This is a genomic window from Rhodococcus sp. IEGM1428 (assembly GCF_050321865.1).
In the GTDB taxonomy this organism is placed as follows: domain Bacteria; phylum Actinomycetota; class Actinomycetes; order Mycobacteriales; family Mycobacteriaceae; genus Rhodococcoides.
The window spans coordinates 63,597-80,357 of the sequence record NZ_JBNQFW010000004.1; the positions used below are offsets into that span (position 1 = coordinate 63,597).

Below are 16,761 nucleotides of genomic sequence, written 5' to 3' on the forward strand. Positions count from 1 at the left end.
CGCCCCCTTCACTCGACAGGAGCACACGGAAGTGGACTTTTCCTACTCACAGCGGACGGCCGAATTGTCGGCCACGCTCGAGACATTCATGAACGACCACGTCTACCCGGCCGAGAGTGTCTACGACGCTCAGATCGCCGCGAACGACAATCCGCACGAGCAACCGCAGATCATGCGGGATCTGCAGGCACGCGCCCGCGAACTCGGGTTGTGGAACCTGTTCATGACCCACGACGGCCTCGGCGCGGGATTGACCAATCTCGAATACGCGCCGCTCGCCGAGATCGTCGGCCGTTCCATCATCGGGAACGAGGCGATCAACTGCTCGGCACCCGATACCGGCAACATGGAAATTCTGGCCATGTACGGCACCGAGGAGCAGAAGCAACAATGGCTGAAGCCGTTGCTGGACTGCACCATTCGATCTGCGTTCGCCATGACCGAACCCGATGTCGCCAGCTCGGACGCCACGAACATCACCTCGACCATCACCCGTGACGGGGACGAGTACGTCATCAACGGCCGAAAGTGGTACACCTCCGGCGTTCTCGATCCCGACTGCAGGCTCATGATCTTCATGGGGAAGTCGGATCCGGACAGTTCCACCTACCGCAGGCAGAGCATGATTCTGGTTCCGGCCGACGCCCCCGGCGTAGAAGTGGTGCGTGACCTCCCCATGTTCGGGTTCCAGGATCGTCTGGGCCACGGCGAAGTCCAGTTCACCGACGTACGTGTGCCCGCCGCCAACATGCTGGGAGAAGAGGGCGACGGATTCGCCATCGCACAGGGTCGACTCGGCCCCGGCCGCATGCACTACGCCATGCGCGCGATCGGTATGGCCGAGCGCGCTCTGGAGATGATGTGTCGGCGCTCGCTCGTACGTCAGGCGTTCGGTGGCCCGTTGGCCGACCAAGGCGTGGTGCGTGAGTGGATTGCGCGCAGCCGCATGGAGATCGACCAGATCCGGTTGTTGGTGCTGAAGTCGGCTTGGTTGATGGATACCGCTGGAAATGCCTCGGCCCGTTCGGAAGTGGCGGCCATCAAGGTGGCTGCGATGGAGGTTGCCCACAAGGTCGTCGACCGAGCGGTGCAGACCTACGGTGCGGCCGGAGTCAGCAACGACACCATTCTCGCTCGGCTCTACGCCATCACCCGAGCTCTGCAGATTGCCGACGGCCCCAACGAGGTCCATCTGCGGACCATCGCCCGACTCGAAGTCAAGAGGTACGCATGAGTACACCGAAATTGGACGGCAAAGTCGCACTGGTGACAGGAGCCAGCCGTGGGCTGGGTCTGGCGATCGCACGGGGTCTGAAGGACGCAGGCGCGACCGTCATCGTGTCGAGCCGCAAGCTCGAGGCCTGCGAGAGCGCAGTGGCGAGCCTGGGTGATGCGGGCCCGGGCAGCGCACATCCGTACGCACTTCACGTCGGAAACTGGGACAGCATCGAACCGGCAGTCGACGACATCATCGCGCAATTCGGTGGCTTGGACATCGTCGTAAACAACGCCGGCATCGCCCCGCTGGCGGAGAACCTGGTATCGGTGACCGAGGGGCTGTGGGACAAAACGATCGAGGTCAATCTCAAGGGACCGTTCCGACTGATGGCCGTGGCAGGGGACCGGATGGTTACTGCCGGAGGTGGATCCATCATCAACATCTCGAGCATCGGAGCCGAGCGACCCAGCCCACCCGAGGCGATGTACGCAGCAGCCAAGAACGGGCTCAATGCGCTGACCCGAGCGTTCGCCCAGGAATACGCGCCTACTGTGCGCGTCAACTGTGTGATGCCCGGAGGTTTCGCCACCGACATGTCCGAGAACTGGGACGAGGAGTTCATCGGCAAGATCGTCGACCGGCTCCCGGCCGGGCGGCTGGGGCGGCCCGACGAGATCGCCGGCTTGATCACTCATCTCGCATCGGACGAAGCCGGGTACACGACGGGCGCGATCATTCCGGTCGACGGCGGCCGTACTTCGGTGTACTGACCGATCACTCGTATTGTCCGACAATCAGTTTGGAAGTGGACACATGACCCAGGACATGTTCTCGCTGACCGGCCGCGTCGCTGTGGTAACCGGTGCCTCGTCGGGGCTCGGCCTCGGTTTCGCCCGGGCCCTCGCCGCGGCCGGCGCTACGGTGTACGCGGCCGCGCGACGGCTCGACCGGCTCGAAGCGTTGTCGGCCGAGATTCCGGCGATCGTGCCCGTTCGTTGCGACGTCACCGACGACCGCGACCGCCGAGCACTCGTCGATCGATGCCTCGAGGAATACGGCCGGCTCGACGTCGTGATCAACAACGCGGGCAAGCCGGGTCCGCCCAACGCCGAGGACGAGACGCTGGACGGTTTCCAGTCCATCCTCGACGTCAACCTGATCGCCGGGTTCCATCTGGCCACGTATGCGGTCGGCAAGATGCCGAGTGAGGCAACAGCGTCGATCATCAACATCTCCTCGGTGATCGGGCTGGTGTCCACTGCGCCTATCGGAGGTGCAAGTTACGCGGCGTCGAAGGCAGGCACGCTCGGCCTCACCCGTGAACTGGCCGGTCAGTGGGGTCGACGAGGCATTCGCGTCAACGCCGTGGTGCCGGGGTGGTTCGATACCGAGATGACCGATGGCCTGTTCACCAACGACAAGTCCGCAGGGTGGGTGCGGCGGAACACCATGCTCGGACGCGGCGGCGTCGACGGCGAGATCGACGGAGCCGTGCTGTTTCTGGCCTCGGATGCCAGCTCTTACATGACCGGTCAGACCCTGGTGGTCGACGGCGGATGGACTGCTCGCTGATGTTGGCCGTGCAGGTCCTTCAGTGGGGGAGCGCACCGGAGTTCCAGGAGGTGCCGGACCCGGTGCCGACCGGGCACGAATTATCGATCCAGGTGGACGCAGCCGGACTGTGCGGATCCGATCTGCACGTGATGAACTCGAGCGCAGAGACTTTCGACTACGACCTGCCGCTGACGCTGGGGCACGAAGTGGCCGGAACGGTCGTCTCGGCGGGACCGACGGCAGACCCTTCCTGGATCGGTCGCGCCGTGGTCGTACACGGCATCTGGAGCTGCGGAACGTGCCCGAACTGTCTGCGGGGCCGAGAGAACTACTGTCGCAGTCTCGCTCGGCGTCCCGACGGTCGGCTGGCCCCCATCGGAAACGGTCTGGGGTACCCGGGCGGCATCGCAGAGCTGATGCTGGTGCCGTCCGAGCGCGTACTGGTTCCGATCGGTGATCTCGATCCTCTCGGTGCCGCGCCTCTGGCGGACGCGGCACTGACCGCGTATCACGCCATTCGCACCAACTCCGCCGTGATCGACGACCGAAGCAACGTGGTCGTGATCGGAGTCGGCGGTCTCGGCCACCTTGCCTTGCAGATCCTGCGCACCATGGGCGTGCCGCACATCATCGCAATCGACTCCAAGTCCGACGCTGCTGCCCTGGCCGAGTCCTCGGGAGCGCACGAGTTCTACGAGTCCGTTTCCGCTGCGACGCAACGGCTCACGGCACTGGACGGGGCAGATCTCGTCCTCGACTTCGTCGGTGCGCCGACCACGACCGCCCCGGCGGCCGCCTTGCTGCGCTCCGGGGGTTCTGTCGTGGTGGTAGGCAGCGCCGGCGGCCGACTGACAGTCGGGAAGGATGTCGGTCTGGCCGCAGGATGGACGGTGGATGCACCGTTCTGGGGTACGCGTGCCGATCTCGAAGCCGTTGTCGAACTTGCGCAGGACGGCCTGCTGCGCGCCGAAATCACCATCTTCCCCTTCACCGAGGCGATCTCTGCATACGACCGGTTGCGGGACGGATCCGTCACCGGCCGTGCAGTTCTCGACATGAGCGCATCACGTACCAGGAAAGAGTCACACCAGTGAAACGGCTTGCCCGCGAGATGGTCATCCGCGCCGAACAGACCCCCGATGCCATCGCAGTCGTCGACGAGGACGGCAGCCACACGATCCGGACCGTGGTCGAGGCGGCGACATCCCTCGCCGACGTGTTCGGCGGCACCGACCCCAGCCCACCGACCCTGGTGATTCAGGCCGACAACACCTGGGGCACCGTGGCGGCTGCCCTCGGTGTCGGTCTCGCCGGCGGTGTGGTCGCGGTGGTCAGCCCGCACGCAATGGAGTCGGAGTTCGCGCTGGCACTCGAGGACATCAGACCGGACGTCGTCGTGGGAACGCCCGAGGCCCTTCGTCATTGGGGTGTGCCCGACGAGCATTTTCCCGTGGACAAGCCCGCCTTCGGCTCGTACCGCGTACGAGCGACGAGTGGTGCCTTCGCCTCTGTCGCGCGATGGAACGGAGGCGATGCGATTGCTATGACCTCGGGTTCGACCGGCCGGCCCAAGTGCGTGGTGCAATCCGAGGACGCGATCAGATATGCGTCTCGATCCACCATCGATGCCGTCGGTCTCCGCCCGGGCGAGGCGATCGGTGCCTTCGTTCCGCTGTCGTCGGTTGCCGCATTCTGCTTCGGAATGTATCTGCCTGCGCTACTGGGAGGTCCGATGGTCGCCATCGGGAAGTGGTCCCCGGAGGTGGCTCTGCGGGCGGCGAAGGAACACCGGATTGCCTGGACGATGCTGGTACCGACCATGGCGCTGCAGCTCTCGGTCGCACCGAACTCCGAAGGCGCACTGGACACGATGCGCGCCATGACGGTCGGCGGCGGACCGATGAACGAGCGCGCGCTCGCCAAGGCCGAACAGTGGTTGCACACCACGTTCCTCCGGGTGTTCGGAATGTCCGAGTGCTTGGGCCACACGACACCCGCTCTCGACGACCCGGTGTCGATCCGCCTCGGACGCGACGGTCGGCCGTTTCCCGGCACCACCGTGCGGGCCGTGGACTCGGACGGCCGTCCGCTCCCTGCGGACGACATCGGCGCGGCGCAGGTCAAAGGCCCGTCACTGTTCGTCGGTTACGCACGAGTCGGGACTCCGGTGCCGCCCGAACTGACGCCCGACGGCTTCCTTCCAACGGGTGATCTGGTGGAGGTCGCGTCGGACGGTTCTATTCGCGTGATGGGCAGGCAGAAGCAGATCATCATCCGGGGCGGACGCAACATCGACATCAACGAGGTCGAGTCGGCCATTGCCTCCCTGAAGTCCGTGGTGCAGGTCTGCGTCGTGCCGGTACCCGACGACCTGCTGGGTGAGAGGGCAGCGGCTCTCGTCGTCACCGGTGGTGAGCAGCTCGGGCTCGACGACATCACAGCGCAATTGGCGATCGAAGACTTCCCCAAGTCTAAGTGGCCGGAGTACGTGTTCACCGTGGACGATCTACCGCAGAATCGTGTCGGAAAGCTGTCGCGACCCGATGCGACAGCATTGGCTCGGCAGCTCGCTGCTACAACTGACTCGAATTCACATCGAAAAATGTAAACTCGACCGAAGCTGGAACACGCGCTATCAGTAGGGGCAACCATGACCGTAGGAACCGACGTCCGTCGCGAGAGCCCGCGGTCCAAGCGAACGCGCATTCTGTCCGCGGCGATCGACCATTTCGGCAAGGTGGGCTACGAGCACACCAAATGGGCGTCGATCGCCGACGAGGTCGGCATCGGTCAGACCGCGCTCTACCACTACTTCGAGTCCAAAGCACACTGCTTGCTGACCATCATGCGCATCGAACTCGCGGACTCCGCTGCCCGTTTCGTAGCGGCCACCGATGGCGTGACGCACGCCGAGGACGCCCTTCGTGCCGCGATTGCCGCATCCTTGGCCGCATCGCCTCAGGACGCATTGGCCCGCCGCATTCTGCACAACCACATGGACCTCCTGGCGACCGAACGGCAGTCCGCCAAAGAAGAGGCCGAACGAGTCGAGTGCCGTGCGCTCGTTCAACGGATCGAGCAGGACTGGACCGCTCTGATCGGGCGGGGGATCGAGGCGGGCCAGTTCGCGGAGTCGAATCCGACAATGTCAGCGCGTTTGGTCCTCGCTCTGGTGGTCAGCGTATGGCGGTGGTACCGGCCCGACGGCCGACTGACCATCGACGACATCACGGTTCTGGTCACGGACGCGGCCATCCGGGTCGTACGGAAGTAGCAGCACGAGCGTTGTCACGCGGTATCCTGCGCACCAACGAACTGAACAGAATTCACTTAGGAGAAATATGTACAACCTGGTACTTGTCGCCGCCCGTCCGGACGAGTGGACTCACGAGCAGTTCATCACGTGGTGGCGGGGCGAGCACGCCGATGTCACGTACCCGCTACCCGGCTTGCTTCGCTGGCAGCACACCGAACTACTCGAAGCATTCGGAGGCAAATCGCAAGGGTGGGACGGGTTGTCGGTGCTCAGCTTCGAGTCGCGCGACGCACTCGAGGCCGCCTTGGCCAGCGACGAGTGGAAAGCGGCCGTCGACCACGTCGGAACCATGGGTGGCCGACGGATGATGTGGTACGGCGACGAGAAGACGATGGTGCCCCTCGCGAGCGACGCGGGATGACGTCGTCGTGGGCCGACCCAGGCTGCTTCGAGGTGGCAGACGGCGTTCATCGAGTTCCTCTCCAGATGCCTCAAGACGGCCTGCGTGCGATCAATGTGTATGTGCTGGAGAGTCATTCCGGTCTGGTCCTGATCGACGGCGGGTGGCACCGTGCCTCCACCCACGACGAGCTCGTCGACGCCTTGTCTCGCATCGGACGTCGGCCGTCCGAGATTCACGACGTGTACGTCACCCACGTGCATCGTGATCACTACACGTTCGCCGTCGAGCTACGGCGTCGATACGGGACCCGGGTGCATCTCGGTGCCGCCGAGGCCCCCGGAATCGAAGCGATGGGTCGATTGCGTAGCAACGTTCCGGTCAGCTCGATCCGTGAGCTCGAGCGAGCCGCCGCGTTCGAGATCGCCCGCACCGCGTTGGAGAGCGGGACGGCCGAACCCTTCGACGCCTCGGACTGGGAGCTGCCGGACGCGTGGTTGCAGCCCGGTCCCCTCGACATTCCCGGCCATACGGTAGTCGCTGCACACACCCCTGGACATACCAAGGGCCACATGGTGTTTCACGACGCAGACCGGAACCTGTGCTACACCGGAGACCACGTGCTGCCCACCATCACGCCTTCGATCGGGTTCGAGCTGGGGGAGTGGGACCTCCCGCTGGCCAAGTATCTGACGTCTCTGACCGTGATGCTCGACGAACCGGACCGGACGATGTTGCCGTCGCACGGCCATCCGGGTGCGGGCGTGCACGAGCGTTGCCGGCAGTTGCTCGCGCACCATGATCGACGCCTCGCCGCTACCGAGAGCGCCGTCCGATCTGCGGGTCGCGCAACCGGATTGGACGTGGCATCCGCACTGATGTGGACCCGACACGATCGATCCTTCGCCACCCTGGACAGCTTCAACCAGATGGTGGCGACCTGCGAGACGCTTGCGCACCTGGACGTTCTGGTCCAGCGCGGCAGACTGTCGGCGCAGACCTCCGACGGGGTGGACTTCTTCACCACCTGCTGAGGAATCTGGCCGACAGCCCTGCCGGATCGGTCAGTCGCAGGTCCAGCCGCCGTCGACGTACAGCTCGGTCCCGGTGACGAACGTGGAGTCGTCCCCGGCCAGAAAGGCAACGGCAGCAGCCACTTCGGCCCCGGTTCCCAGTCGACCCATCGGGGTGTGCGCGATCATGGCGCTGTGCCGGTCGGATCCCTCGTAGCGTTCGAGCAGCTGCGTGGTGCCGATGAAGCCGGGGTGGATGGAGTTGACGCGGACACCTTTGGTGGCCCAGTGCAGGGCAGCGTTCTTGGTCATCGTCCGCACAGCGCCTTTGGCTGCAGCGTAGGCGAAGCTGTTACCGAGGCCGCCGACGCTGCCGAGGATGGAGCAGATGTTGACGACGGAACCTCCACCCGATCGCTCGACGTACGCGCCCGCATGCTTCATTCCGAGCCACGTCCCGGTCTGACTGACTTCGACGACTCGGTTGTACCGGTCGAGATCCTCGTCGACCACCGTTCCGAGACTTCCGATGGCACCGTTGTTGACTACCGCATCCAGCCGGCCGTACCGCGTGGCCACAGTGTCGACAACGTTGTGCCACTGCTCCTCTCGGGTAATGTCCAAGCCGATCGGTAGATGTCGTTCGCTGCCGGTGTGTTGGTCCACCAGTGCTGCGCATGCGGCACCGTCGAGATCTGTCACAACGAGGCAGGCGCCCTCCGACGCCAGACGTTCGACTATGGCGCTGCCGATTCCTCCGGTTGCCCCGGTGACCAGAACGACTTTGTCCTGAAGCCGAGACAGCACGCCGGTCACAGCTTGCTCAGCACGTTGCGTCCGCCGACGAGCATGGCCGCGGCGACACCGATAGTGGTCACGCCTGTCATCAGCAGCGCCATCGCCGCGACGAGCGGGTAGGAGCCGTTCTGCCACATGTCGAACAGCAGCGTGCCCATCACCTGGGTGGTCGACGCTCGCACCAGCAGTGACGCGGCGAACTCATGGGTGAGCAGAATGAACATCAGTGCAACGGCACTGAGAATTGTCGGACGCATGAGCGGCAACATGATTCGAAGGTTGGTGACGAACGGGGACGCACCGCTGGTGGCCGACGCCTCCGTGTACGTGTTGCCGAGCGACAGCATTGCCGTCATCTGCATCCTGGTCGAGAACGGCAGCATCAACACGATGTAGACGAGGATGATCACCGTTCTGGTTCCGTAGAGGATCAAGGGCGGCTCGGTGTACGTGAGCAAGAATCCGACGCCGAAAATCACGGCCGGTATGCCCAGCGGCAGCGCGGTCATGAGGTCTGCGATCAGCGCGAGAATTCTGAACCGCCTGCCCCGGACGAGTAGGTTCGCCATGAGGTAGCCGAGCGGAATACAGATGGCGACCGCGCCCAGTGACGTCAGCACACTCGTCAGGACCGACTCGACCACCGCAGTGGTGTCCAGGAGCGCCCGAAAGTTGTCGAGCGTCAACAGACTCCATGACAACGATCCCGACCAATAGGGTGTCAGCGACACGATGACCAGGCCCAGTAGTGGGATGACCAAGGCAAAGAGCGCGAACACGACGACGGTGACCGTGGCCCAGGTGGCTTTCCCCGTGGATGGTGCGAACGCCTTACCGCCGTGGGTGACGAAGCGAGTCTGATTGCCCAGCAGTGCTTTCTGCGCCAACACCAGGACGAGTCCGAAGATCACCAGCGGAGATCCTGCCGCGGCCGCGGCAGCGAAGTCCGATGGGGACTCCGACACCCGGCGATACATCTCGGTCGTGAGTACTTTGACGCCGCTGTTCGCACCCAGCAGCAACGGCCCGGTGAACTGGCCAAGACCGAGGAGCAGCGCGATACCGCCGCCGTAGATGAGGGACGGTCGCAGCAGGGGAAGGACGATCTTGAAAAAGATTCCCACGGTGGACGATCCGCTGACCTGAGCCGCTTCGAGATGCTCGGAGCTGATGTTCTGCATACCGGAGCTGACGAACAGATACACGAAGGACGTCAGGCCGAAGCCGGTGAGGATGATGATCCACGGGACGGTGTACACGTCGATCGGACCACTGTCGGATCCGCTCCACCAGGGCAACACCCGTAGGAGCACGTTGAGGTAGCCGGGCCCGGGGGACAGCAGGAACGCCCACCCGACCACACTCGCCACCGCGGGCATCACGATCGGCAGAATAGGGATGACGCGAAGCCAACCGAGCTTGGCGGGGAGCCTGCTCGCAGCGAAAGCCAGCAAAGTTCCCAGCACCATGGCGATGACCAAAGATCCCAGCGCCAACGCCACGGTGGTCCGAAGAGTGACTCCGATGTCGAAGCGGCCGTACTGACTTCGGTATCCGGCAGCGCCGTCCTCGAAGGCCAGCATCTGTAGTCGCACCATGGGGAGTACGACCAGGTAGGCGAGAACGGCGAGCACGGCGGCGTATCCGATTCGTGCACGCCAGGTCGGCGAGATCGTCAGCGAGCGCTTGCCGGGCGACTCGACCAGCTCGGGGCGTTCGATGTCGACGGCGGTTGCCATCACGAGCTCTTTCCCGCGGAACCGACGAGCTCGGAGCTCGTGGCGGAGGACGCGTCGGGAAGTGGGTACACCCTCAGGCACGAGGGCGCGAAGCTGACGACGACAGGTTGCCCAGGGCGGCTTCGTCTGAGCGCCGCGCTGTGGTCGGCCGCTGCGGCTCGGAGTGTCAACTGCTCGTCGCCGGTCTTGACCCCCACGTCGAAGTACCGACCGCCGTACTCGTGTGTCACCAGCTCTGCGTGCAGAGCTATGTTTCCCGCGGGAACCTGGTCGACGTTGTCGTGCAGGAGCACGTCGTCCGGTCGGAATCTGGCTACGGCACGGGTGCCCTCGTCGGCACGCTCACGGACGGTGGCCGTCTGCAGGTCGATCACGTCCGAGCCGCTGGTGACCCAACCGTCGTGGCCACGGTGGAGTTCGAGGCGATTGCCCATCCCGATGAATGCAGCCACGTATTCCGAAGCCGGATTCTCGAACACGTGCTCGGGCTCGTCGTACTGCTCGATCTTTCCGGCCTTCATGATCGCGAGCCGGTCGCCGAGTGCAAATGCCTCGGACTGATCGTGGGTGACGAACACCGCGGTGAAGCCGAGCTGTTGATGGAGCTGATGGATCTGAGAACGAACCTGATCTCGCAGGCGCGCATCGAGATTGCTCAGCGGCTCGTCGAACAACACCAGATCCGGCTGCGCTACCAGCCCTCGCGCCACCGCAACGCGTTGCTGCTGGCCACCGCTGAGTTGGGACGGGTACCGGTCGAGTAGGGCACCGCAATCGACCATGTCAGCGGCGGACTCCACCGCTCCGTCTGCAATCGCCTTCTTCAATTTACGAACCTTCAACGGGTACCGGATGTTCTCGGCGACCGTCATGTGGGGCCACAGTGCGTAGGACTGGAACACCATGCCGATACTTCGCTTGTGCGCCGGCACATGCACTTTCGACGCCGCATCGAACACGGTCCGACCCGCGAACGAGATCGAACCGCCCTGAGGTGTTTCCAGACCGGCGAGGCATCGCAACGTCGTGGTCTTTCCGCAGCCGCTCGGTCCGAGCAGGACCAGAAACTCGCCCTGCTCGATCTCGAGGTCGAGGCTGTCTACGACGACGTTCGTACCGTAGGTCTTCGTCAGTCCGGAGACCGCGAATCGAGAGGTCATTGCATACTCACTTTCGGAGCATCGGTGTACGCACACCCGCAGACGATGAACGTCGACTGATGTTCGCTTCTGTCACATGATGTTTCGTAGTCCGGTCGCGGAGGCGAGGGCCGACGTTCTTCTGCAGCTGTCGACAGTCAGCCTTGGAACAGGGTCTGCCACTCCTGCGAGTACTGCTCTACCTTCTCGGGCGTCAGCTCGGCGATGTCCGGAGACGCGATGTCCTGAGCTCGAGCGACGGCACCCTCGATGTCCGGCAGAACGGCCGCATAACCGCTGTTCAGTGCTTGCTGTCCTTCGGCCGTCACCATGAAGTTCGCGAGCACCTGCGCTGCGTTGGGGTGCTGCGAAGCACTGAGAACCTCTGTGTACCACGGTGTTCCCCATGGCTTGCTGGGCAAGACCCAGTCGACCGGAGCGCCGGCGGCAACCTCTGTGACGAGCGGCTGAACCATCGGACTCACTGTCACCTCGCCCGACGTCAGTGCCTGCGCCACTGCGAGCGCGCTGGGGTACACCCTCGGTGCCAGCTCGGCAATCTGGTTCCAGTAGTCCGCACCGAACGTCTTGGAGTAGTACTTGTAGAGATCGACGTACGACGCGAACCCGGTGGGATTGACGATGCCGATCTTGCCCTGAAACTTCGGATCGATCAGATCTTCGGGAGCGCTGACGCCGTCCGGTACCGCGGAGGTGTTCCACCCAAGTCCGAACACTGCTGCACTGGAGAGGAAGAACCGGTCGTTGATGACACTGTCTGCCGGATCGAATGCGGGCGCGTCCAGGTCGGGGCCGACCAGATCGGTCGAGAACTTACCGGATTCGGCGGCGTTCTCGATCCAGGACGCGTCGGTGGTCATGTGGACGTCGGCGATACCGGCTCCTGTTCGGTTCTCCGTGTCGACCCGGGGATTGATTTCGGAGTCGGTGCCGCGCACGTACTCCATGTCGATCTCCGGATACTTCGCCTCGAATGCCGCAGTCAGCGCATCGAGATTGGCCGGCTTCTGGCTCGAATAGAGCATCACGCTGCCCTCCTCCTTCGCGGCAGCAACCACAGCATTCCAGTCGCCCTCGACTGGCGCGGACGCGGAGGAAGACGACCCTCCGCACGCGGTGAGGCCTATCAGCGCGGCCGTCGCCATCACGGCAACTGTCGTCGTCCTGAACTTGTTCATGCCTGCGTTCCTTTCGGGCACGTCGGTAACTTTCCGCGGACTCGGCGAGCCACCGGAGACGTGGAGTCGTTCGACATCCGATCGCAGACTCGACCCGGAAGCTCGAAGTCATTCAACCGTCGTTCCAAACTGAACTGATGTCAGTTTGAAATGTAGCCGCCTGCGCGTGTGATGTCAATCACCAGGTGAGGGCGGGGGTGGGTGCTGGCGGACCTCTTCACCGTCCAATCGGTGCACCTGGAGAGTGGCCGCGCCCACCGGCTGCCGACGACACCCGAACTGCTCTGTCGTCGACACCGAACTTCAGACGGGACATCCTGTTCGAGCGCTCGGGGGGATCCAAGTGAACTCTTCCCGGGTTGCAGGCACGGCTGAGTCCTCACACGCCCGGTGGACCGGATTCCGCATCGGCGTAAGGCCGTCCCGAGTAGCGGAACGGGTGTCCTGCGAAGCTGTGCGGATGGCTTTCATCATCAGGCTGACGACGTCGATCGATGCGGACCCGGCTGTGGTCTTCGATCTGGAATCGGATGCTGTCGTTCACGCCGAGTCTCAGGGTTCGTTCGATGAGCGCGTGCGGGTTGACTCGGGTCGAAGTGATCTTCGCTTGGGCGATGAAATCGAAATCCGTTCCAGGCACCTCGGTGTGTGGTTCACCTTGACCAGTCGCATCACGGAGTACGAGCCCTCACGATATTTCGTGGATGAGCAAATAATCGGCCCCTTTGCCTCGATGCGTCATGAGCATTTGTTTCTCGCACGACGTGAACACACGCACATGGTCGACATCATGTCGGTGACATTCCGTGGCGGACGACTCGGCGCTGTGATCCTGGACGTCCCCGGCAAGCTGTATCTTCGGCGCGTCCTGTGCGTTCGGAATGCGTACATCAAGAAGCTCGCGGAATCGGAGAAGGAAACTCGTCGACGGTAGACGTCTGCAATCTGACACCGACACAACGGTTCTCGATCCTGTTTTGTGCGACCTCAGGCTGCATTCGGTTCGAAAGATGCTGATCGGTATATTTTGAGGCAGACTGGCAACCCGGACATAGTTCGCTCGAACGAGGAGAATTGCCATGCGATCGACCAGTCAAATTCTGCTCGGGGCTCTACTTTGCGCCCCAGCACTATTGGTGTTCCCCGCGACGGCCTCGGCGACGCAGTCGACAGACGTGACGTACGCGTTCGAGGTCGACGGGTCGACCGTGACAAACACGATCACCAACAATTCCGGTAGCGAACTGACCTGCGGCACATCGTTGGCTCCCGCACCGGGCGGAGTGCTGCCTCCAGTGTGGGAGGTCGTCGGCAACGGTCAGTCGCTGTACTCGACCGACGACGCGGGCCAGGCCGGAATCAGTACCCAGCACGTCACCGATATCCCGGCCGGCACCTATGTTGCGCTGGCATCGTGCGTTACCGAAGGCGTCGATCCCACAACAGCGTGGGTGTCGGACTACCCCGGCCTCCCCGACGTCCTCGCAACCCTGCCGTGGACCTCGTACACCGTCCAGCAGGCATCGCCGATCGTAACGATCGAAAGTTGAGCGCTGGAACCTGATTCGGTCCCTGGCAGCTCTGCCTAACCGATACGTTTCGAGGAGGAGTCGAATTCGACCGTCCGGCAACGTAATCGACGATGACGATGAACTCGGGGTCGCGTTGGGCTGTGGCTTCCCACGATGCGGTGGTCCAGGAATCGTCGGAAATGTTGCTGCCACCGGCTTCTCGGATGATCTGCGACGGAGCCGCGGTGCGGTGGGACGTGAAGGCTCGGGGTCGGCGTCGTTGAACAGAAACCACCCGTGCGCGATCGCTGGTGTCCGAGCGACGTGATCAGCGTCGACGGCTGTCGGTGCGGGATACTGGATCGATGGTGGTCGTCCGATCGAGAGATCCAGCTGACCTGCCGCGGTGTGTGGAGGCGCTGATCGAGGTCCACCAATCCGACGATTATCCGCATCGTTGGCCACACGATCCGGCTGACTGGTTGACACCCGAGAACATGGCGGCCGCGTGGGTTGCCGAGCATGAGAATCGCATCGTCGGACACGTCGTCATCGTCGACAAGGCAGGCGCCCTCTGGGTGTCCCGACTCTTCGTGCGACCGAGACACCGGGGCTCGCTCGTCGGAGATGCGCTGTTGCGGCAGGCGCGAATTGGAGGTGCGTCGGTGCTCGATGTCATCGAGCGCTCCGGCAAAGCGATCGAACTGTACGAACGCACCGGCTGGACGCTGGTCGACACGCGTCCGGCAGAGTGGACCATGTCCGACGGACGTAGGCCGGTCGAGCGAATCTACCGTGCGGATCCGCGCTCGAACGAGCTCACCTCGCGGCGTCCACTACGCCCGTGATCGTTTTCGATGCCGATCACGAGGGGACTGGGACGCTCACTCTCAAACCCGGTGCAGTCACGATGTCCATCAATTCTTCGACCGTGAGTAGTCCAGCCGAGGAAGCATCGATCCGACTGCCGTCCGGTGCGAATGCCTGAACGCGTCTGCTCGTCTCGCCATCCGAAATATCGACGACGATGCCGTCGGCCAGGGTGCGTCGCTCGTCGACGTAGCCGGCGAAACACGGGCCTGGGGGCTGATCGGACTTACTCACTGTCACCGTCAGGCCACCCTCGACGCTGCCGATCGAGAGGACTCCACTCGCACTGGTGTCCCCGCCGGCGATGCCTCCCCCTGGGGAACTACTGATCGGTCCGAACACCAAGCTCGGCCCCATCGAATCGGGCTCTGCAGTGGCACCTCTGGGTAGCGCTCCGGCCAGTGCCTCAGACATCGCGGCCGCCTTGGCTTGCGAGAACCAGGGGTAATCCGGATTGTCGTAGGACCCATTCGGGACGTAGGCGAAATTGACGCGGTGCAGGTCCTCGGGCTGCGTAACCTCGTCGCACCCGGGGATCGTTATCGCATCGGGCTGAGGGTTGTGCAGCAGTCCCGCCACGACGACGCCGACTGCCACGATCGCAATAATCACAGCGGCCGTCGACCAGGCAGATTTCGAGGATCGCGGACGCATTGTATTCATGGGTTCCCTTCCTGCTCAGACCACCGTCGCATCGAGGTCGATACTTGCACGCTCGTCGACAACCCCTCGCAGACAATTGTCATGCGATGAGCAAGTCGGTTTTCGTAAATAGCTGCCGACAGTCGTTCTCAGGTCAGTCGCCGGACTCTCCACATTCCCATGCCACTCGCAATGAGAGCGAATGTGAGCATGAGGCCGGTTTCGATGGCTTGGAATCGCCAGAACTTGTCTTCGGTGTAGAAACGGATGTCGTAGCGGTCGACGCCTTGCTCACGTAGGCACTCGTCGAATCGTGCTGCACGATCGAGGGTTTCGAGTCGAGTGCGCTCCGTACGCTCCTCGTTCGTCTCCCCGGGACGTGGATTCCAGTAATCGTCCGGGTACGGCTGCGCGCAACGATCTGTTTCAGGTCTTATGGCGGCTCCGCTGGCGTCGACGTACCCGGCGTGAACGACCCACGTTCCATCGGTGGCGTAGTACGGGTCCGGGGGATATTCCGATTCGCGATACAAGCCGTTGATCGGCTCACTCTCGACGGTGGGCGATCCGTAGTGCTCGCGTGCGATCCACGTGAACGCCACCGGAACGAAGAAGAGAAAAATGAAGAGGGTGGCGAGCATGGACATAACTCCGCTGCGAAACATCAGCACCAACGTGCTGCCGACGAGCAGCATCAGCAGTGTGTAAGCACCCAGAACGACGCCGGCTGTTTCGAAGTGAGGGAAGTCGAACCACGAGAAACTGAGGGACGGTCCAACAAGGACGCTCGAGGAATCCCGAGACAGGCCCGTTGCCCAATGCAGTGCCAAGCCGAGACACGTCATGGCCGCCGAGATGGGTAGGAAGACAACGATGACGGGCGCGAGGTACCACTTGATTCGACTCGTGAACTGGGTCAGCGCCAACACATGGGTACGTGCGTCCACTTCACGGGCGAATGCGGGGACTCCGACGAACATCCCAAGCAGCAACGGTGCAAGCAACGCACACAGCGTCGACAAGGTCAGTGCGGTCTCCGGTCTGCACGGCCCGACATCGTTCCATCGAGAACACATTCGCAAGAACGACCACGATATCTGCGGATAGCGTGGAACGTAGAACCCAGCCGTCAAGGTTGCCACGATCAGGATCGCGATGATGCTCAGCGAGATCAGCAGCGATGTCCGGTTCAATCGCCACGCAGTCCACATCACGGACGTATCCGCCCATCCGTGAGCGTCGACTCCGACGTGCGTGTGTCACGCAACGGCGAACCGTACTGTGTTCGCCAGCGGATCGCGGTATGCCATGGTCACCGCGTTGGGTGCCAATGTGCAAGCGCCGCAACACAGACGGTCGACGCGATGTCCGCGCCATCGACGACCGCCAATCTCGCCACAGCTCTCATGATCATGATCGGC

Annotated in this window: 17 protein-coding genes and 1 pseudogene; 11 read left to right on the forward strand and 7 right to left on the reverse strand. The window is 63.2% G+C overall.

Going from position 1 to position 16,761, the window contains the following annotated elements; translation table 11 throughout:
* Positions 1-31: 31 nt before the first annotated feature.
* From ACQR3T_RS18530 to ACQR3T_RS18565, 8 genes are all read left to right on the forward strand, one after another.
* Positions 32-1,234: an acyl-CoA dehydrogenase family protein gene (locus ACQR3T_RS18530; RefSeq protein ID WP_428694450.1), complete on the forward strand. Its 1,203-nt coding sequence runs from the start codon at positions 32-34 to the stop codon at positions 1,232-1,234.
* Positions 1,231-1,989, forward strand: coding sequence for an SDR family NAD(P)-dependent oxidoreductase (locus ACQR3T_RS18535; protein ID WP_428694451.1), 759 nt, complete (start codon positions 1,231-1,233; stop codon positions 1,987-1,989). The genes ACQR3T_RS18530 and ACQR3T_RS18535 overlap by 4 nt, the downstream gene beginning before the upstream one ends.
* A gap of 43 nt (positions 1,990-2,032) precedes the next feature.
* Positions 2,033-2,791, forward strand: a complete 759-nt coding sequence (locus tag ACQR3T_RS18540; protein WP_428694452.1) for an SDR family NAD(P)-dependent oxidoreductase — start codon at positions 2,033-2,035, stop codon at positions 2,789-2,791.
* Positions 2,791-3,867, forward strand: coding sequence for an alcohol dehydrogenase catalytic domain-containing protein (locus ACQR3T_RS18545; protein WP_428694453.1), 1,077 nt, complete (start codon positions 2,791-2,793; stop codon positions 3,865-3,867). Before ACQR3T_RS18540 ends, ACQR3T_RS18545 begins: the two co-directional genes overlap by 1 nt.
* On the forward strand, positions 3,864-5,381 hold the full coding sequence (locus tag ACQR3T_RS18550) for a class I adenylate-forming enzyme family protein (protein ID WP_428694454.1): 1,518 nt from the start codon (positions 3,864-3,866) through the stop codon (positions 5,379-5,381). The genes ACQR3T_RS18545 and ACQR3T_RS18550 overlap by 4 nt, the downstream gene beginning before the upstream one ends.
* 42 nt (positions 5,382-5,423) lie before the next feature.
* Complete coding sequence (locus ACQR3T_RS18555; RefSeq protein ID WP_032379287.1) at positions 5,424-6,047, forward strand: TetR family transcriptional regulator; 624 nt, start codon at positions 5,424-5,426, stop codon at positions 6,045-6,047.
* Between the two features lie 67 nt (positions 6,048-6,114).
* Positions 6,115-6,450, forward strand: coding sequence for an EthD family reductase (locus ACQR3T_RS18560; RefSeq protein WP_032379286.1), 336 nt, complete (start codon positions 6,115-6,117; stop codon positions 6,448-6,450).
* Complete coding sequence (locus ACQR3T_RS18565) at positions 6,447-7,463, forward strand: MBL fold metallo-hydrolase (protein WP_428694455.1); 1,017 nt, start codon at positions 6,447-6,449, stop codon at positions 7,461-7,463. The genes ACQR3T_RS18560 and ACQR3T_RS18565 overlap by 4 nt, the downstream gene beginning before the upstream one ends.
* Before the next feature lie 30 nt (positions 7,464-7,493).
* Here the strand turns inward: ACQR3T_RS18565 and ACQR3T_RS18570 are convergent, their stop codons facing one another.
* From ACQR3T_RS18570 to ACQR3T_RS18585, 4 genes are all read right to left on the reverse strand, one after another.
* Positions 7,494-8,258, reverse strand: coding sequence for an SDR family NAD(P)-dependent oxidoreductase (locus ACQR3T_RS18570; RefSeq protein WP_428694456.1), 765 nt, complete (start codon positions 8,256-8,258; stop codon positions 7,494-7,496).
* Positions 8,255-9,979, reverse strand: coding sequence for an ABC transporter permease (locus ACQR3T_RS18575; protein WP_428694457.1), 1,725 nt, complete (start codon positions 9,977-9,979; stop codon positions 8,255-8,257). The genes ACQR3T_RS18570 and ACQR3T_RS18575 overlap by 4 nt, the downstream gene beginning before the upstream one ends.
* Positions 9,979-11,139: an ABC transporter ATP-binding protein gene (locus ACQR3T_RS18580; RefSeq protein WP_428694458.1), complete on the reverse strand. Its 1,161-nt coding sequence runs from the start codon at positions 11,137-11,139 to the stop codon at positions 9,979-9,981. Before ACQR3T_RS18580 ends, ACQR3T_RS18575 begins: the two co-directional genes overlap by 1 nt.
* Before the next feature lie 137 nt (positions 11,140-11,276).
* Positions 11,277-12,317 carry an ABC transporter substrate-binding protein gene (locus ACQR3T_RS18585; RefSeq protein WP_428694459.1) on the reverse strand — a complete coding sequence of 347 codons (1,041 nt, stop codon included), beginning with the start codon at positions 12,315-12,317 and terminating at the stop codon, positions 11,277-11,279.
* Positions 12,318-13,107: 790 nt separating this feature from the next.
* Between ACQR3T_RS18585 and ACQR3T_RS18590 the strand changes: the two genes are divergently transcribed.
* Positions 13,108-13,251, forward strand: coding sequence for a hypothetical protein (locus ACQR3T_RS18590; RefSeq protein ID WP_155293273.1), 144 nt, complete (start codon positions 13,108-13,110; stop codon positions 13,249-13,251).
* A 145-nt stretch (positions 13,252-13,396) separates the two neighbouring features.
* Positions 13,397-13,867 carry a hypothetical protein gene (locus ACQR3T_RS18595; RefSeq protein WP_428694460.1) on the forward strand — a complete coding sequence of 157 codons (471 nt, stop codon included), beginning with the start codon at positions 13,397-13,399 and terminating at the stop codon, positions 13,865-13,867.
* A 61-nt stretch (positions 13,868-13,928) separates the two neighbouring features.
* Here ACQR3T_RS18595 and ACQR3T_RS18600 read toward each other — a convergent pair.
* Positions 13,929-14,090 (reverse strand): annotated as a pseudogene (locus tag ACQR3T_RS18600) (ABC transporter substrate-binding protein); the annotation flags it as partial.
* 103 nt (positions 14,091-14,193) lie between these two features.
* On the opposite strand from ACQR3T_RS18600, the gene ACQR3T_RS18605 reads away from it, so the two are divergent.
* On the forward strand, positions 14,194-14,676 hold the full coding sequence (locus ACQR3T_RS18605) for a GNAT family N-acetyltransferase (RefSeq protein WP_428694461.1): 483 nt from the start codon (positions 14,194-14,196) through the stop codon (positions 14,674-14,676).
* A gap of 16 nt (positions 14,677-14,692) precedes the next feature.
* On the opposite strand, the gene ACQR3T_RS18610 is transcribed toward ACQR3T_RS18605, so the two are convergent.
* Together ACQR3T_RS18610 and ACQR3T_RS18615 are read right to left on the reverse strand one after the other, a co-directional pair.
* A complete protein-coding gene (locus tag ACQR3T_RS18610) occupies positions 14,693-15,361 on the reverse strand; it encodes a hypothetical protein (protein ID WP_428694462.1) in 669 nt (222 codons plus the stop codon).
* A gap of 128 nt (positions 15,362-15,489) precedes the next feature.
* Positions 15,490-16,554: a hypothetical protein gene (locus tag ACQR3T_RS18615; RefSeq protein ID WP_428694463.1), complete on the reverse strand. Its 1,065-nt coding sequence runs from the start codon at positions 16,552-16,554 to the stop codon at positions 15,490-15,492.
* Positions 16,555-16,761 lie beyond the last annotated feature (207 nt).

Bases quoted from the DNA above. Each gene is read 5' to 3' on its own strand.
- ACQR3T_RS18535 (WP_428694451.1), top strand. From the start codon at position 1,231: ATGAGTACACCGAAATTGGACGGCAAAGTCGCACTGGTGACAGGAGCC.
- ACQR3T_RS18540 (WP_428694452.1), top strand. From the start codon at position 2,033: ATGACCCAGGACATGTTCTCGCTGACCGGCCGCGTCGCTGTGGTAACC.
- ACQR3T_RS18545 (WP_428694453.1), top strand. From the start codon at position 2,791: ATGTTGGCCGTGCAGGTCCTTCAGTGGGGGAGCGCACCGGAGTTCCAG.
- ACQR3T_RS18555 (WP_032379287.1), top strand. From the start codon at position 5,424: ATGACCGTAGGAACCGACGTCCGTCGCGAGAGCCCGCGGTCCAAGCGA.
- ACQR3T_RS18560 (WP_032379286.1), top strand. From the start codon at position 6,115: ATGTACAACCTGGTACTTGTCGCCGCCCGTCCGGACGAGTGGACTCAC.
- ACQR3T_RS18565 (WP_428694455.1), top strand. From the start codon at position 6,447: ATGACGTCGTCGTGGGCCGACCCAGGCTGCTTCGAGGTGGCAGACGGC.
- ACQR3T_RS18575 (WP_428694457.1), bottom strand. From the start codon at position 9,979: ATGGCAACCGCCGTCGACATCGAACGCCCCGAGCTGGTCGAGTCGCCC.
- ACQR3T_RS18580 (WP_428694458.1), bottom strand. From the start codon at position 11,139: ATGACCTCTCGATTCGCGGTCTCCGGACTGACGAAGACCTACGGTACG.
- ACQR3T_RS18585 (WP_428694459.1), bottom strand. From the start codon at position 12,317: ATGAACAAGTTCAGGACGACGACAGTTGCCGTGATGGCGACGGCCGCG.
- ACQR3T_RS18590 (WP_155293273.1), top strand. From the start codon at position 13,108: ATGTCGGTGACATTCCGTGGCGGACGACTCGGCGCTGTGATCCTGGAC.
- ACQR3T_RS18595 (WP_428694460.1), top strand. From the start codon at position 13,397: ATGCGATCGACCAGTCAAATTCTGCTCGGGGCTCTACTTTGCGCCCCA.
- ACQR3T_RS18605 (WP_428694461.1), top strand. From the start codon at position 14,194: ATGGTGGTCGTCCGATCGAGAGATCCAGCTGACCTGCCGCGGTGTGTG.
- ACQR3T_RS18610 (WP_428694462.1), bottom strand. From the start codon at position 15,361: ATGAATACAATGCGTCCGCGATCCTCGAAATCTGCCTGGTCGACGGCC.